Raw genomic sequence first — 16,349 nt, 5'->3', positions numbered from 1 at the left:
CTTTGTTATCTTAATTACCCAGCTTATATCATTAAATTTGTATAAACATGATTTACTAGTATTGTTCTATGATCAAAGACCCATCCATATCAGTTGTAATAAGTACTTATAATTCTATTCCTTGGTTAGAAAAAACCTTGTGGAGTTATGAGCACCAGATTTTTAGACAGTTTGAAATTATTATTGCAGATGATGGCTCTAATGAAGAAACCAAGGAATTTATCAAGAACTATATAGAGAAAAGCGCTAAGAAAATTATTCATGTATGGCATGAGGATAAGGGTTTTCAGAAGAGTATGATCTTGAATAAAGCCCTTACTGCCTGTAATGCAGAGTATGTGGTTATGTCTGATGGTGATTGTATAGCAAGAGAAGACTTTCTTCAAATACATTATGAGCGCCGTGAGCCAGGGCATTTCCTGTCTGGGGGCTATTATAAATTACCTTTAGAGCTCTCTGAGAAAATTACAGAAGAAGATATTGCTACTCAACGTAGTTTTGACGCAGAGTGGTTAAAAAAAAATGGATTACCAGCTTCTTATAAAAATCAAAAGCTTACTTCAGGGTTTGTAACGGCAAAGATTATGGAGAATCTCACTCCTACAAATGCAAGTTGGAATGGACATAATTCCAGTGGCTGGTTAAAAGACCTAAAAGCGATCAACGGTTTTGATGAACGAATGCAATACGGAGGTCAAGATCGTGAACTAGGAGAGCGCTTATTTAATTATGGAATCAAGTCTAAGCAAATAAGATACAGCGCCATCTGTCTTCACTTAGATCACGCTCGTGGCTACAAAAATCAAGAGTCTATTGACAAGAATAAAGCAATTAGAAAGTCAACAAAAGACAAGAATAAGGATTTTACGCCCTATGGAATTGTGAAGGAAGAAAAGTAGTTTAGAATCACCAATGAACAATTTTTAACATTACAAGTCATAAAATTGCCAATTGGTTATGGACCGCTTTGCTTTTGAATTTCATATTTCATATTTCATATTTTTAAAACTTGTTTCTTTTAGGGAAATAGAGATGGGTTACAGAGGTCGAATTAAAAATCACATATTTCAAGAATGCAAATAAGATTTATACTTGCTTTTTTATCCATGCTTTTAATAAGTTGTAATTCATCATCTCAAGTGTCTCGTTACGAAGATCAATTGATGAAATGCCGTTATAAATCAATAAAAGTAGATTCGGCCAATGTAAAAAAAATATTCAAGAATATGAATTAAGCTGGATTGATGCAGGCTTATTGGGGAATCAGAATAGTGATGGCTATCGATAAATTTTACAAATTATCGCGAAGGGTGATTATAAAGAAGGTATAGATTGGTCTAAAATACAAGTTCCAAAAATCTCGTTTAGAGAGAGTTAGATCAATTATATTTAGACGCTTGCATTGCATCAGTCTCTTTATCTTATACAGCATCAGAAAAAAACAGCCACTTCTTTCTTAGCAATTATGAATAAGTTGCAAACCACCGATTTATATAAAGCTGAAGTAAGTAGTGAGTTGTTAAAATTGTTTGAAGAAGAAGATTATGATCTGGAATTCTATAGAAATGGTATTTTAGTGCTTATAGCGTGGATTGATCTCAGTTCTGGAATTCCAGATAATCTACCGGTACCGTCAACACCCTTAGAAACAGCAGTGAAAGAACCTTGCGATGAGGTTAGCATACTTATTACAGAAAATGGTACGTTATTAGTGGACAATAAAGTGTCTCAAGTTGAAAAACTTGAAAGTAATATCCTAAAATTTATTGATTCGACTAATAGTACTGTTTTTATTATTCTTTCTAGTGATAGGCAAGCTACTTATAAATTTTATTTAGAAGTTACAGATAAAATAGTTTCTGCAAGAAAAGTTTATAGAAATGAGCTTTCTATGAGAGAATATGATAAAGCTTATGAGGATCTAAACGAAGAGCAAATTATATTTATCAGAAACCAGCGCAAAATAAACTTCTCAGAATATTAAGGCTAATAATTCTCCTTAAAAAATTGATCTAAATCTCCAAACATTAATTCAGGAGCAAATTGTTTATACAACTCTATGGCTTGAGCTTTCATTTGTTTGGGCAACAAGTCGCCGTATAATTCTGGTTGGTAGTCTTGTAAGTGCACGGAAATATTCTTTTGACCATCTTCACTGACATTCCAAGAGCTTTTATTGATCCATGGACTAAAAACAGTGAACGTAGGTATGTCCAGTGCTTTCCCCATATTAATTGCGCCGCCTTCATTACCTATGATACTAGTACAATGGGATAATATTTTTAGAAAATCTCTGATACTAGGAGCAAAAGCATTGATAAAAATATGCTGTTGGGTTAGCGTAGAACAAGCACTAAAAATAGCATGTGCCTCTTCTTTTTGACTTGGGATATAATTAAAAAGCAGTTGAGAACCAGTCGTAGTTACCAATTTATCTAAGACCTTTGCCATGTAGGAATAGGGTAAGGTTTTATTCTTACTACTTCCTAAAACACTTACCATTGTGAGTGGTTGTTCCAGATCAATACCTTGTTCGTACAACCATTTCTTACCTTCCACTTTTTCTAAATCGGTAAGATATATTTTAGGTTTTAAATGCCATTTCACGTCTTTGGTAAGAGGGGAGGTGAGCAACATGCGGCTACCTAGAGCAAGACCGGTTTTGTAGATAGAAGGGTCAGGATTGTTTTTTACAGCATCTGTATAGGCCAGACTAGAAAACCATTTTTTATAACCTATTCTTCGTGTTGCTCCTGATAAGAAGGAGAGCAAGGCGCTATTATTTTTACCATAAGCGTCTATAAGAAGATCGTATTTTTTGTGTTTTAGCTTTCGCGAAAGCGAGATGATAAAACTTATTTTCTCAAAATCAGACGTCGAGACTTTAATAAGACCGTCGATAGCTGGGTGGTATTTTACCAAAGCATCTGCATGTGCTATGATGAGGTAATCCAGATGAGCGTCAGGATAGGTGATCTTGAGCTGATCTGCAATGATGGTGCTCGTAAGCACATCACCCAGCATTTGATATTGAAGGAGTAATATGTTCACTAAACGGCTACGTTATACTCCCGTAAAGCATCGTTAAGGGAGGTTTTTTTATTAGTGCTTTCTTTGCGCTGTCCTATTATTAATGCACAGGGAACGTTATACGTTCCTGCTGGAAATTCTTTGGCATAACTACCAGGGATGACTACAGATCTTGCTGGTACACGACCTTTATATTGAACAGGTTCATCGCCAGTGACATCTATAATTTTTGTACTTGCCGTAAGCACGACATTTGCACCTAAAACAGCTTCAGATTCAACATGAACACCTTCTACTACTATACATCGCGATCCTATGAAGGCATTATCTTCTATAATTACTGGGGCTGCTTGAAGAGGTTCTAACACGCCACCTATTCCTACGCCACCACTTAAATGTACGTTTTTACCTATTTGGGCACAACTTCCTACGGTTGCCCAAGTATCTACCATGGTTCCTTCTTCTACGTGAGCGCCTATATTGATATAAGAAGGCATCATGATCACACCTTTTGAGATATAAGCACCATGTCTTGCTACAGCATTAGGTACAACGCGTATTCCTTTGCTCTTATAACCTGTCTTCAGCGGTATTTTATCGTGGTATTCAAATGGACCACATTCTATGGTTTCCATTTTCTGAATAGGGAAGTATAGAACGACCGCTTTCTTGATCCATTCATTTACTATCCATCCATTTTCAGTAGGTTCTGCAACACGCAGCGTGCCGCGATCTAACATATCCACCACTTCTCTAATTGCAGTTTGAGTTACCCTATTTTCTAATTGGGAACGATCTTCCCATGCATTTTCGATAACATTTTTTAATTGATCCATGATTTTTTTTACAAATATAAGAGGAGAAGCTATTTCCTTAATGGATAATGAAGGAGTTTCCACAAGAAATAATCGCAAGTAGGTCATAGGGGTCCATTTCTTAAGGAATTACCGTCTCAAAATTCAATTATAGATTCACAAATGATAACTATATCGATTTCGCTATATTTGAGCTTTATTTAATGTTAGGTTTTGTTAGGATCATAGAAAACAATCTACATCTTGTCGGAAGTCGCATGAGATATTCTATTAGCACTATCTATCATGACGACACTTTAAAATATAACAGGCGCTAAAATTAAATTTTTTACACTATAAATAATTTACAGCTTTTATGAAAATTAAAAAATTACTAGTTGCAAACCGTGGCGAGATCGCTATACGTGTATTAAGAGCTTGTACCGAGCTGAATATAAAGACCGTCGCTATTTATACGTATGAAGACCGTTATTCTTTACACCGTAATAAGGCAGACGAATCTTATCAAATAGGAGCAAATGATCAACCTTTGAGACCTTATTTAGATATGGATGAGATTGTAGGTCTTGCGGTCGATAAAGGAGTGGACGCTATTCATCCTGGCTATGGTTTTTTATCTGAGAACTCAGATTTTGCGAGAAAATGTGCTGAGAATGGGATTATATTTATTGGTCCCGATCCGGAGGTAATGGATGCTTTAGGCGACAAGATAGCTGCAAAAAAAATAGCGGTAAAATGTAATGTTCCCATTATTCAAAGTAGTGAGAAGTCTCTTAGTTCGCTGCAAATAGCAAGAGAGGAATCTAAGAAAATAGGTTTTCCTATTATGTTAAAGGCGGCTTCTGGTGGCGGTGGTCGAGGTATGCGTATTTTAAGGAACATAGAAGACCTTGAAATATCTTTTGATAGTGCTCGTAATGAAGCATGGAATGCATTTGGAGATGATACCATGTTTTTAGAAAAATATGTTGAAGACCCTAAACATCTGGAGGTACAAATAGTTGCTGACCGCCATGGAGAAATACGTCATCTTTATGAAAGAGATTGCTCGGTACAACGCCGTCACCAAAAAGTAGTTGAAGTGGCACCTTCCTTTAATGTATCTCAAAAAGTAAAAGACCAATTATACAAATATGCTATTGCGATAACAAAAGAAGTAAGTTACAATAACATAGGTACGGTAGAGTTTCTTGTCGATAAGGAAGACCATGTTTTTTTTATAGAAGTAAATCCGCGTATTCAGGTCGAACACACGGTTACAGAAATGGTCACTGGGATAGATCTTGTAAAGACGCAAATTTTCATTGCTGCAGGATATAAGTTAGCTGATAAGCAAATTAAAATCTACGGACAGGATAGTCTTGCCACTTATGGTTATGCCATACAATGTAGATTAACCACAGAAGATCCATCTAATGATTTTACACCTGACTACGGTAAGATCACGACCTATCGAAGTGCAGCAGGAATGGGGATACGACTTGATGCGGGTAACATATATTTAGGATATAAAGTAAGTCCTTTTTTTGATTCGATGTTGGTAAAAGTATCATCTCATGGTCGTACTTTGGATGGGGCAGTTCGAAAAATGTCGCGTGCTTTAAAAGAATTTAGAATACGCGGTGTAAAAACGAATATTCATTTCTTACAAAATGTGATCACTCACCCAGTATTTATGAATGGTGGTGTAACGGTTAATTTTATTCAGAACACGCCAGAGTTATTTGATCTAATAGTGCCCCAGGACCGAACTTCTAAAGCCACAAAATATCTAGCTGAAGTTATTGTAAACGGTAATCCTGATATTAAAAGTATAGATCCTAATAAAGTATTTAGAACTCCTAAAATCCCAGTTTACGACCCCAAATCACCTTTCCCTAAGGGGACAAAAGATTTGTTGACAGAATTAGGTCCAGAAGCTTTTTGTAACTGGCTCCTTAAGGAAACTAAGATCCATATTACGGATACAACTATGAGAGATGCACATCAATCCTTGCTAGCTACTCGCATGAGATCTTTTGATATGTTAAAGGTTGCTGAAAGCTTTGCAAAAAACCATGCACAGACCTTCAGTATGGAAGTTTGGGGTGGAGCCACTTTTGATGTGTGTATGCGTTTTTTACATGAAAGTCCTTGGACCAGACTTAGAGAATTACGCAAAGCGGTACCTAATATACTTTTTCAAATGTTATTGAGAGGTTCTAATGGAGTAGGTTACAAGGCTTACCCAGACAATCTGATTGAAAAGTTTGTTGAGAAATCGTGGGAAAATGGAGTGGATGTATTTAGAATTTTTGATTCTTTGAATTGGATAAAAGCAATGGAGCCTAGCATTAATTATGTACGAGAAAAAACAGGAGGTATTGCCCAAGCCGCAATTAGCTACACAGGAGATATATTGGATCCCAATCAAACTAAATATAATCTGAAGTATTATATCCAATTAGCTAAAGATTTAGAAAATGCAGGTGCCCACATGATTGCTATTAAAGATATGGCTGGATTGTTAAAGCCTTATGCTGCTACTGAGTTAGTTGCCGCATTAAAAGATACCGTCTCCTTGCCTATACATTTACACACTCATGACACATCATCTTTACAAACAGCAACTTATTTAAAAGCTGTGGAGGCTGGGGTAGATGTAATTGATTGTGCCTTAGGCGGCTTATCGGGTCTAACGTCTCAGCCCAATTTCAATTCGGTAGTAGAGATGCTCAAATATCAAGATCGAGCGCCAGAATTCCATATGGATTCACTTAATAAATTTTCTAATTTCTGGGAAGATACACGGGAGTTGTATTATCCATTTGAATCAGGTTTAAAAGCCGGCACTGCTGAGGTGTATCAGCATGAAATTCCAGGTGGTCAATATTCTAATTTGAGACCACAATCTGTAGCCTTAGGTTTAGAAGATCGTTTTGAAGAAGTAAAATTGATGTACGCCGAAGTCAATGCTATGTTTGGTCATTTGATAAAGGTAACTCCTAGTTCAAAAGTGGTAGGTGATATGGCTATTTTTATGGTAACTAATAATCTGACTGCTAATGAAGTCATGGAAAGAGGACAGGAGATTTCTTTCCCAGATTCAGTGATTGATTTTTTCAAAGGTGATCTAGGACAACCAGTAGGAGGGTTCCCTAAGAAATTACAAAAAATTATACTCAAAAATGTAATTCCTTATACAGATCGCCCTAATGCTCACTTAGAACCTATAGATTTCACTAAGGAGTTTAGTGCTTTTAAACGCAAGTTTGAGAAAGGATTTACACGCACTATTGAGATAGAGGACTTTTTATCTTTCATGTTGTATCCCAAAGTTTTTGAACAAGCTCATGAGAATTACAAGAAATATGGAAATATTTCATTGATACCAACTAAGAATTTTTTCTATGGAATGGAGTTAAGAGAGGAGATCCTAATAGAATTAGAGCCTGGTAAAACTGTGATTATCAAGTTGCTTTCTATTAGTATTCCTAATGAAGACGGTATTCGTACGATTTTCTTTAAAGTGAATGGAGAAAATAGGTCTGTAGATATACTAGATAAATCGCTGCATATTATCAAAGTGGAAAACACAAAAATAGACCTAGCTAATCCATTAGAAATAGGAGCACCGTTGCAAGGCTCTTTATATAAAGTATTTGTAAAGAAAGGACAAGAGGTTAAGAAAAATGAGCCGTTATTTGTTATTGAAGCGATGAAAATGGAGAATACTGTTGCAGCAACTAGAGCTGGTACTATAGCCTCTATTACTTTAAAGGCTGGTACTATGGTGACTAAAGATGATCTCGTATTAACTTTAGTGTGAGTCGAGAATAGTTTATTTTTGTAGTAATTATGGCAAGATTACTAGCAATAGATTACGGTAAAAAAAGAACAGGAATAGCAGTGACTGATCCTATGCAAATCATTGCCTCTGGACTCACCACTGTAGCTACTCGTGATTTGACTACTTTTCTTCAGGATTACTTAAGTAAAGAAGATGTAGAAGCTATAATTTTAGGAGAACCTAAACAAATGGATTACACAGATAGTGAGCTAGGCCCTTGGCTGAGAACCTATACCTTGCAATTACAAGAATTGTTTCCTAAAGTAAAAATAGAACGTGAAGACGAGCGTTTTACTTCAAAAATGGCTCATGCTGCCATGCGGGCAGGTGGTCTTAAAAAGAAGCAACGACAAAATAAAGCATTGGTGGATGAAATAGCAGCGACTATAATTTTACAGAGTTATATGGAAAGGCAAAAATGATTAATGTCTACTATTGATTTTATCCAAAGAGGAGTGAAGATCTAAAATCACGTAGTAAAAAAATTTGTTCATAGGTGTGTGAAATTATCATGATCACTTCCTAATCATAATTTTGGGTAAGCCTAATAAAAGGCAGTTGATTAGATGTTCAATATCTACTGCGGCTAATTATATAGCTGCTTTTGTTGCTATTTCAACTAAATCATTTGTTGCTAAATGAAGTGTTAGCATGGAAGAAGTAGAGGAGTGTAAATGCTGGATTCATTTTTCAATAGATGAAAATCTAATTAGTTTAAAGATGTCAGAGGCATTAATTAAACAGTATAAAGAACTAACCGCAATTTTCATTGCAAGTCGTAAAACAGCTCAAAAAAACATGTAGGTGTATAAAGTAATTTATATATAATTTTTCCACTTAACATTAAGATTAACATCAAGCATTAAAAAGTAAACATTAAACATTAATCATTAAAAACATGATTTTACCAGTAGTCGCCTATGGCGATCCAGTTTTAAGAAAAACAGCAAAAGATATTACTTCAGAGCACCCGCAATTCAAAGAGATTCTTGAAAATATGTGGGAAACCATGTACAATGCTAGCGGTGTTGGGCTTGCTGCACCACAAGTAGGTTTGGCTATTAGATTGTTTGTAATAGACACAACCCCTTTTGCAGATGATCCAGAACTTACTAATGAAGAATCAGAACAACTCAACGGATTTAAAAAGGCCTTTATCAATGCAGAGGTCATTGAAGAAAATGGAGAAGAATGGGCTTTCAATGAGGGTTGTTTAAGTATACCTAACGTAAGGGAAGACGTTTACCGTCAGGAAGAAGTGGTGATACGTTACTTAGATGAAAACTTTGTAGAACAAACAGATACTTATAAAGGATTAATTGCTCGTGTCATACAACATGAGTACGATCATATTGAAGGTGTTTTGTTTACAGATAAAATTTCAAGCCTGAAAAAGCGTTTGATAAAAGGGAGACTTGCTAATATTTCTAAAGGAAAAACTAATGTGGACTACCGCATGCGTTTTCCAGAGGTAAAAGGAAGAAGACAATAACAACCAACTTCACAAAAATTGTTGAAGTCATCAGACAATAACCAAGGTTACGTCTAATTATATATATATTTGTACTGCTAAAAAGAAAAAGATGAGTTTAGAAAATATACTTTCCATAACAGGGAAGCCAGGATTATATCAATTAAAAAACAAAGCTAAAAACGGTTTTGTAGTAGAGTCTTTGTTAGATAAGAAAACTTCTATAGTAGGTATCAATCACAATGTAAGTGTACTTAAAGATATCTCTATCTATACCTACACAAAAGAAATGCCTTTGAAAGAGGTTTTTAAAAAAATAGCCGAAAAGGAAACCAACGGTCCAGCGATCAACCATAAAGTAGGTAAAAAGGAGCTTGAAAATTATTTTAATGAAGTACTTCCAGACTATGATGAAGAACGTGTTTATGCAAGTGATATTAAAAAGGTAGTACAATGGTATAACTTGCTTCAAGAGAATGATCTTTTAGGAGCTTTAGAGGAAGAGTAAAAAATCCTATTTCTATAAAACACAAAAGCCTTTCTATTATGGAAAGGCTTTTGAATGATGTTTAAATAAGGTTTATTTCTTGTAAAACGGAATACGATACATAATACCATAGGAATATCCAACCCCTATGTCGCCAGTATCAAAGGTTCTTCCAAATCCTGGTGCGTATAGATTGTCAAAGTTGTCTGGTGTTTTTTCTGTAAGTCGGCGTTTTAATTGAAGATTTGCAGTGAGGTAGAGGTTATTCAAAACCTGTACTTTACATCCTAATTGGATTTCTAGCCAGATCATGTTCAAACCAGAAAACTCTCTATCAACTAGGTTAGTATAAACAGGAAAATAGTTGTTATCTGTATGGTAGTCGTATCTCTTAAGGGTTTGTGACATGCGTGCATAACCTAGTCTAGCGCCACCGTAGATCATATTATCCATATCCAGCCAATTTTGATAAAAGTTGTAATCGACGCCAGCTTTTATAAACGAACCTGAAGTTTTATAATCTACACGTTCACTGGTTCTATCTAAAGATTCATTACCTATTTCACCAGCGATGTACAATTGTTTTGACAATCGGTAATCTGCTAGGATTTGAAAACCGGTATATTCTTCATCGATTGCAGTTCTTATCAAACTAGCGAGATCTATACCAGCACGTAAACCATAAGTTTGTTTATAGATGACGCTGTCTTTTTTGATCTCGTTTTCGCCTTGAGCGGTACCCAAAAAACAAGAGAGAAGAACTAATGTGCTAATGAAGTATTTGAACATGTACGTCTGTATTATTAGTTACATTATCTTCCACTATAATCACTCTTTCTATCCATTGATTCCCAGAAGTCTCTGCTGTTTGAATGGCTACAAGATTGTTGTAAATGACTCTGAAACCACAAGCTCTACTGACATATACTTCTTCCAGAATATAGTTGAAGTCTATGTTGTCTGAATTGAGAACGCCATCTTCGGTGAGAATCAGATTGTAACTGGTCCTGCTGCTATCTGTACGCAAAGGAATAGAGATGGTTTCTGTATTGCTCAGTGTGGTAGACCCGTTGGTATCAAGAGGGGCAAAACTGCTACTTCCTATTTCTTGAACTTCAATGCGATCTACGGCTTTATTCTCCAGTGGATTCAACACATCTTTAAACTCGATAACCAGTCTAGGGGTTACTGCCTGATCTGGCGTACACAAATCGTCTTTTTCACAGCTGCCGAATAGAATTGCTGTGATAAGGATTAAAAGGTAGCTGGAGTATTTATTCATTTTAATTACTTGGTGCTATTGGCTATATCAGTATTTTCTTCAAGAACCAGCTTTGTTAAAATATCTGAGGTAGGTGCATAACTAGGTCTGTGAATATAATCAGAAAGAACGCGGTTTCCTTTTTTGTCAAAAATAGTATAGGTAGGAAAACCTTCTAGATTTATTTGTTGTTGAACAATGCTTCCTTGCTCTCTCGTCAAGAAATAATGTTTTCCTTTAATCTGATACTCTGCAATAGAAGGGATATATGCTTTTTCTTTACTAGCATGACATAAATAAACAAACTCTACATCTTCTTTAAACTTCTCGTGAAGTGCAGGGGAAGCTTCTTTAAACTCAGCTTTACAAGGCCCGCACCAAGTAGCCCAGTTATCGATATAAATTACTTTTCCATTGGCATTGGCAATGATTTCTTCAATGAACTTAGAGGCATCATCACTTTTAAAGGTTAGTAATTCTGCTTCAGCAGGGATTTGTGGCTTTTCAATAAGATCTTTAGTTTTTAGATATTCTTGTTGAATGGAAGTAAGTAGGGAAGAATCTTTTAAATAATCCATAAGCTCTTCAGAATTATCTTCATAAAGTTTTATGGAATGATCGTCTAAATCTCTCATTATGAGCATAGAAACAGTATGATGGCTCAGGTAACTACCTTCTTTAACAGCGTTTTCAATGATCACTTGGTTGATTTCTTGTGGGGTTGCTTCGGGGAATTTTTTTTCTATTTCTCTAGAAGCAAAAGCATGGTTGTTATAAAGAATACTATTAGCGGCATTCGTATTGACCATATCTTCCTCTGTCAATTCAGGCAAATGAACGAGTTCTTTATAATAAGGACTGTCCATTTCTGGCACTTTTTTACCGTAGTAATTGGCAAAAGAAGCATAATCCATTTTTGCATTGATAGTAGCAAACTTCTTATCTGTTGTGATGTAGTCTTTTAGGTACTTGTTGAGTGTTTTATCATCCAGGTAGGTCTTGTAATAGTCTTTAAGTTTTTTGGTATGATCATCGATAAGCTTTTCTAAGTCATTGTAATCCAGTTCAGTTTCTTCCTTATAAAATGCTTCCGTTTTTAGCGGGTTGCTAGCTAGGTATTCTTGAAATTTTTCTTGAGTGGTTGACGTTTTACCACTAAATGTGATGCTCTTTTTAAAAGCAGCTTCATCTCTACCTTCTGTGTAATTGATGCTAACACTATCACCAGGAACAGCTATAATTTGAAAACTATTATTTCCATATAAAGTAAGCGCACTTGCCGACGGTAAAGGGAAGGAAGTGGTAAAATCGCCATTTTCATTTAACAGGGCATCTTCTTGAAAGGATTTTTTACTCATCATATCATAGCCATAGACCGTAATCTTCTCTAATTCTAGGGAATCCGTAAGCTGTACATGACCAGAAATAACTACTGTTTTTGGTTCTTGTTTTACGACTTCTTGAGTGTCTTTACAAGAGCTAGAAATGATAACGACCGCTATAGTCCAGAATAAATATTTCATGGTCTGTTACTTTTTTAATTCTAATAAAACCACGTTCTCCACATGGTGTGTTTGAGGGAACATGTCTACCGGTTGTACTTTAACAATAGTATATTTCTCATCTAGTAACGCAAGATCACGTGCTTGTGTTGCACTGTTACAGCTTACATAAACAATACGTGCAGCACTCAGTTTAATTAATTGAGCGACTACATCTTTGTGCATACCGTCTCGTGGTGGATCGGTAATAATAACATCGGGTTGACCGTGCTCATCGATAAAGTCTTGTGTAAAGACTTCTTTCATATCGCCAGCAAAGAAGGTAGTGTTTTCTATACCGTTGTGTTTTGCATTTGTTTTGGCATCTTCTATAGCTACAGGAATAGCCTCAATTCCTACAACGTGTTTTGCTTTTTTTGCTACAAATTGTGCGATGGTTCCTGTTCCTGTATACAAATCATAGACCAGCTCTTTTCCCGTAAGTCCGGCAAAATCTCTAGTTATTTTATACAGTTCATAAGCTTGCTTGCTATTGGTCTGATAGAATGACTTGGCATTGATCTTGAATTGCAAACCTTCCATTTCTTCATAGATATGATCACGGCCATGATAACAAATGACGTCTTGGTCATAAATGGTATCATTTGCTTTTTCATTGATGATGTACTGCAAAGAAGTAATTTGTGGGAAGGACTCTTTTAAATGATCTAATAAGGCGAGTCTTTGTACCTGATTATCTTCAAAAAATTGGATGACCACCATATTTTCTCCGGTAGAAGACATGCGCAGCATTAAAGTGCGCAATGTTCCAGATTTTTCTCTTGGGTTGAAGTAGGATATGTTTTCCGCTTTCGCGAAAGCGTGCACACTCAACCTAATATCTTCTCCTATTTGAGGATGTAGGTGACACTCGTCCAGGTGCAAAATCTTATCCCACATTCCAGGGATATGAAAGCCAAGCGCTTTTTTATCTTCAATTTCTACGTCACTTTGAATCTCTTCTAGTGTCAACCAACGGTTTGCAGAAAAACTGAATTCCATTTTGTTGCGGTAGCGGTATTGTTCTGAAGAACCAGCAATAGGAGTCATTTCTGGAAGTTCTAGGTGACCTATTCTCTTAAGGTTTTCAGCTACTTCTTTTTGCTTAAAATACAGCTGACTTTCATAGGTCATGTGTTGCCATTTACATCCTCCACAGGTGTTGAAATGCTTGCAAACAGGCTCTGCACGTCTATCGCTTAATTCAATAAATTTAGTTACTTTACCCTCGTAAAAGGACTTCTTTTTCTTAAAGGTTTGTATGTTAACCACGTCGCCAGGGACTGCATCTGTAAGGAAAATCACTTCACCTTCTTCTGTTTTTGCAACACTTTTACCTCTTGCACCAGCATCTACTACAGGTACATTTTCAAAGGACTTTTGAGCTCTTTTTCTTCGTTTTGACATAGGTGTCAAAATTAATGTAATTATACCAGTATATTCAAACACGAACCACAATTATAGGTTTTTATAGAAGCTTTGAACAGTTCAGTTGTTTGGCGCGTATTCAGAATTTTGCAAATTCTTAAAGGTTATTATTTTAATCCTTTGAACGAAATGATTAAATTGCACAAATGAATAAAAGCACTGATATGAGCGTGGATACACAAAGCAAAGCACAACATTATATAGATTTAGAAGATCAGCATGGAGCACACAATTACCATCCGTTACCAGTAGTACTGGAAAGAGGTGAGGGTGTTTATGTCTGGGATGTAGAAGGAAAGCGGTATTATGATTTTCTAAGTGCTTATAGTGCTGTAAATCAAGGACATTGTCATCCAGCTATCGTAAATGCTATGAATGAACAAGCGCAAACTTTGACGCTTACTTCAAGAGCCTTCCATAATGACAAACTAGGATTGTACGAAAAGTACATGACAGAGTATTTTCAGTTTGATAAGGTCTTACCGATGAATACGGGTGCTGAAGCCGTAGAAACGGCGATCAAAATCGCACGTAAATGGGCTTATGAGAAAAAAGGAGTAGCCGAGCATGAGGCAAAAATAATTGTATGTGAAAATAATTTTCACGGTCGTACAACGACGATTATTTCATTCTCCAATGATGAAGGGGCTCGTAAAAACTTTGGTCCTTATACACCAGGATTCATTAAGATACCTTATAATGATACAGCAGCTTTAGAAAAAGCACTTCAAGAAGAAAACGTAGCAGGATTTTTAATAGAGCCTATACAAGGAGAAGCAGGAGTTTTTACACCGCATGATGATTTTATGAGGTCTTCTCGTGATTTATGTAAAAAATACCACGCGTTATTCATCGCAGATGAGATCCAAACCGGAATCGCAAGAACCGGTGGTTTGCTCGCTGTATGTGGGGATTGTAATTGTGAAGCACATTGTGAACGACAAGAAAAAACTTATGCACGTCCTGATATATTGATTTTAGGTAAAGCATTATCTGGTGGCGCCTATCCCGTAAGTGCTGTGTTAGCAGATAATGAAGTAATGAATGTGATCCAACCAGGGCAGCACGGTTCTACTTTTGGAGGTAATCCTGTAGCGGCTGCTGTAGCGATGGCTGCACTTGAAGTGGTGAAAGATGAACACTTGATTCAAAACGCTCGTGCTTTAGGAAACTATTTCAGAGCTGAAATCAATAAATACATTGAAACAACTGATACGGTTACTTTGGTAAGAGGTAAAGGTTTGTTGAATGCTATTGTCATCAATGATGCAGAAGATAGCAAGACGGCATGGAACATTTGTTTGAGATTAAGAGATAATGGATTGCTCGCTAAACCCACTCACGGAAATATTATTAGATTTGCACCACCACTCGTGATGACTAAAGAGCAACTTGATGAGTGTATTTCAATTATCATTAAAACACTTAAAGAATTCGAATAAAATGGAAGTACAAAACCAACCTCAGCACTCGCAACAATTTAATTCTGGTAATGCTAGTGGTCCGGCACCCAAAACATGGCTTGCAGAGTCCATAATAGTCACCATATTGTGTTGTCAGATATTCGGTATCATTGCGATTATTTATAGTTCGCAAGTAGAGAGCAAGCATAGAATAGGAGATATTCAAGGTGCTTTAGATTCTAGTAGAAAAGCTAAAAATTGGGTTATTGCAGCTGTTGCTACAGGCGTAGTTCTAATTGCGGTCTTTTTCTTTACAGGAATTCTCGCTGCAATTGCAGATGGTGGTGGGTTTTAAAGGTCACCATAAAATACTAATAATTTGCGGCGCTGTGATTTTTACAGCTGCCGCATTTTTTTTACTCAAAAATTACCATCCAGAGGAGTCGGCTCTTTTTCCACAATGCCCCAGTAAATACGTGATAGGTTATGACTGTCCAGGTTGTGGATCGCAGCGGGCAGTTCATTCTTTATTGAATGGACAGTTAGAAAAAGCTTTTAATTATAATCCGCTGTTGTTTTTCTTATTGCCTTTTGGAATTTTAGTGGGAGTGTTTGAATGGATTCCTTCCTTGAGAAGTCATTCTTTTAGACGTGTACTTAATAATAAGTATGTGGTACTATCTGTGTTTGCACTGATTATAGTTTTTACCATTTGGCGTAATCTATAAGTTGTTACTGCTTAATTAGAGCTTAGCGCTGTTTCTAGTTAAGTAGGTGTAATTTAATTTCCTTCCTGTTCAAATCTAGACGTTTTTCAAATAGAGCGCCTTTATACCGGTTGTTTTTGAGACTGCACTATCAGCTTCAGAATTTTGATACTTCGATAATTTCATCATTTATAAATTCTTTAAAGGTCAACTCAGTAGAAGAAACCATCTTATTTCCGTCTAAAATTAAGGGCTATTGTGGTAATAGGATAGATAAGATTTGTTTTCTGGTGTGCTATACGAACTTGATGTTATTTCTTGAGGTGAGTTGGGTGCGAGAAAGCATATCACTATCTTTTTTAAGTTTGGTGTTTAGT

General features: G+C 36.1%; 15 protein-coding genes. 9 read left to right on the top strand and 6 right to left on the bottom strand.

Going from position 1 to position 16,349, the window contains the following annotated elements:
• The first annotated feature begins 68 nt into the window (after positions 1-68).
• Positions 69-899, top strand: coding sequence for a glycosyltransferase family 2 protein (locus F0365_RS01320; protein WP_169931997.1), 831 nt, complete (start codon positions 69-71; stop codon positions 897-899).
• Positions 900-1,465: 566 nt separating this feature from the next.
• Positions 1,466-1,984, top strand: coding sequence for an ExbD/TolR family protein (locus F0365_RS01315; protein ID WP_169931996.1), 519 nt, complete (start codon positions 1,466-1,468; stop codon positions 1,982-1,984).
• Positions 1,985-1,986: 2 nt separating this feature from the next.
• On the opposite strand, the gene F0365_RS01310 is transcribed toward F0365_RS01315, so the two are convergent.
• Both F0365_RS01310 and F0365_RS01305 read right to left on the bottom strand, forming a co-directional pair.
• Positions 1,987-3,051, bottom strand: coding sequence for a glycosyltransferase family 9 protein (locus tag F0365_RS01310; RefSeq protein WP_240961789.1), 1,065 nt, complete (start codon positions 3,049-3,051; stop codon positions 1,987-1,989).
• Entirely contained in the window at positions 3,051-3,866 is an 816-nt protein-coding gene (locus F0365_RS01305; RefSeq protein WP_169931995.1) for a 2,3,4,5-tetrahydropyridine-2,6-dicarboxylate N-succinyltransferase, read from the bottom strand. Before F0365_RS01305 ends, F0365_RS01310 begins: the two co-directional genes overlap by 1 nt.
• 334 nt (positions 3,867-4,200) lie before the next feature.
• On the opposite strand from F0365_RS01305, the gene F0365_RS01300 reads away from it, so the two are divergent.
• The 4 genes from F0365_RS01300 to F0365_RS01285 all read left to right on the top strand — a co-directional run bounded on the left by F0365_RS01300 (position 4,201) and on the right by F0365_RS01285 (position 9,653).
• Positions 4,201-7,653, top strand: coding sequence for a pyruvate carboxylase (locus tag F0365_RS01300; RefSeq protein WP_169931994.1), 3,453 nt, complete (start codon positions 4,201-4,203; stop codon positions 7,651-7,653).
• 29 nt (positions 7,654-7,682) lie between these two features.
• Positions 7,683-8,096 (top strand): Holliday junction resolvase RuvX, encoded by a 414-nt coding sequence (gene ruvX / locus F0365_RS01295; RefSeq protein ID WP_169931993.1) that lies wholly within the window; start codon positions 7,683-7,685, stop codon positions 8,094-8,096.
• Positions 8,097-8,572: 476 nt separating this feature from the next.
• Positions 8,573-9,166, top strand: coding sequence for a peptide deformylase (gene def, locus F0365_RS01290; RefSeq protein ID WP_169931992.1), 594 nt, complete (start codon positions 8,573-8,575; stop codon positions 9,164-9,166).
• 91 nt (positions 9,167-9,257) lie between these two features.
• Positions 9,258-9,653 carry a DUF5606 domain-containing protein gene (locus F0365_RS01285; RefSeq protein WP_169931991.1) on the top strand — a complete coding sequence of 132 codons (396 nt, stop codon included), beginning with the start codon at positions 9,258-9,260 and terminating at the stop codon, positions 9,651-9,653.
• 72 nt (positions 9,654-9,725) lie between these two features.
• On the opposite strand, the gene F0365_RS01280 is transcribed toward F0365_RS01285, so the two are convergent.
• Genes F0365_RS01280 through rlmD form a run of 4 tightly spaced genes read right to left on the bottom strand, consistent with a single transcriptional unit; the run spans position 9,726 to position 13,841 of the window.
• On the bottom strand, positions 9,726-10,421 hold the full coding sequence (locus tag F0365_RS01280) for a DUF6048 family protein (protein ID WP_169931990.1): 696 nt from the start codon (positions 10,419-10,421) through the stop codon (positions 9,726-9,728).
• On the bottom strand, positions 10,402-10,914 hold the full coding sequence (locus F0365_RS01275) for a DUF6452 family protein (protein ID WP_169931989.1): 513 nt from the start codon (positions 10,912-10,914) through the stop codon (positions 10,402-10,404). The genes F0365_RS01280 and F0365_RS01275 overlap by 20 nt, the downstream gene beginning before the upstream one ends.
• A 5-nt stretch (positions 10,915-10,919) precedes the next feature.
• Positions 10,920-12,416 carry a TlpA family protein disulfide reductase gene (locus F0365_RS01270; protein WP_169931988.1) on the bottom strand — a complete coding sequence of 499 codons (1,497 nt, stop codon included), beginning with the start codon at positions 12,414-12,416 and terminating at the stop codon, positions 10,920-10,922.
• A gap of 6 nt (positions 12,417-12,422) precedes the next feature.
• Positions 12,423-13,841: a 23S rRNA (uracil(1939)-C(5))-methyltransferase RlmD gene (rlmD, locus tag F0365_RS01265; RefSeq protein WP_169931987.1), complete on the bottom strand. Its 1,419-nt coding sequence runs from the start codon at positions 13,839-13,841 to the stop codon at positions 12,423-12,425.
• A gap of 167 nt (positions 13,842-14,008) precedes the next feature.
• Between rlmD and rocD the strand changes: the two genes are divergently transcribed.
• Genes rocD through F0365_RS01250 form a run of 3 tightly spaced genes read left to right on the top strand, consistent with a single transcriptional unit; the run spans position 14,009 to position 15,993 of the window.
• Positions 14,009-15,304 (top strand): ornithine--oxo-acid transaminase, encoded by a 1,296-nt coding sequence (gene rocD / locus F0365_RS01260; RefSeq protein WP_240961787.1) that lies wholly within the window; start codon positions 14,009-14,011, stop codon positions 15,302-15,304.
• Between the two features lies 1 nt (position 15,305).
• Positions 15,306-15,620, top strand: coding sequence for a CD225/dispanin family protein (locus tag F0365_RS01255; RefSeq protein ID WP_169931986.1), 315 nt, complete (start codon positions 15,306-15,308; stop codon positions 15,618-15,620).
• A gap of 34 nt (positions 15,621-15,654) precedes the next feature.
• Entirely contained in the window at positions 15,655-15,993 is a 339-nt protein-coding gene (locus F0365_RS01250; RefSeq protein ID WP_206071292.1) for a DUF2752 domain-containing protein, read from the top strand.
• Positions 15,994-16,349: the final 356 nt, after the last annotated feature.

Origin of the sequence: Nonlabens sp. Ci31 (genome assembly GCF_012974865.1) — a bacterium.
Classification (GTDB): domain Bacteria; phylum Bacteroidota; class Bacteroidia; order Flavobacteriales; family Flavobacteriaceae; genus Nonlabens.
This window is presented reverse-complemented; position numbering and strand designations above follow the sequence as displayed.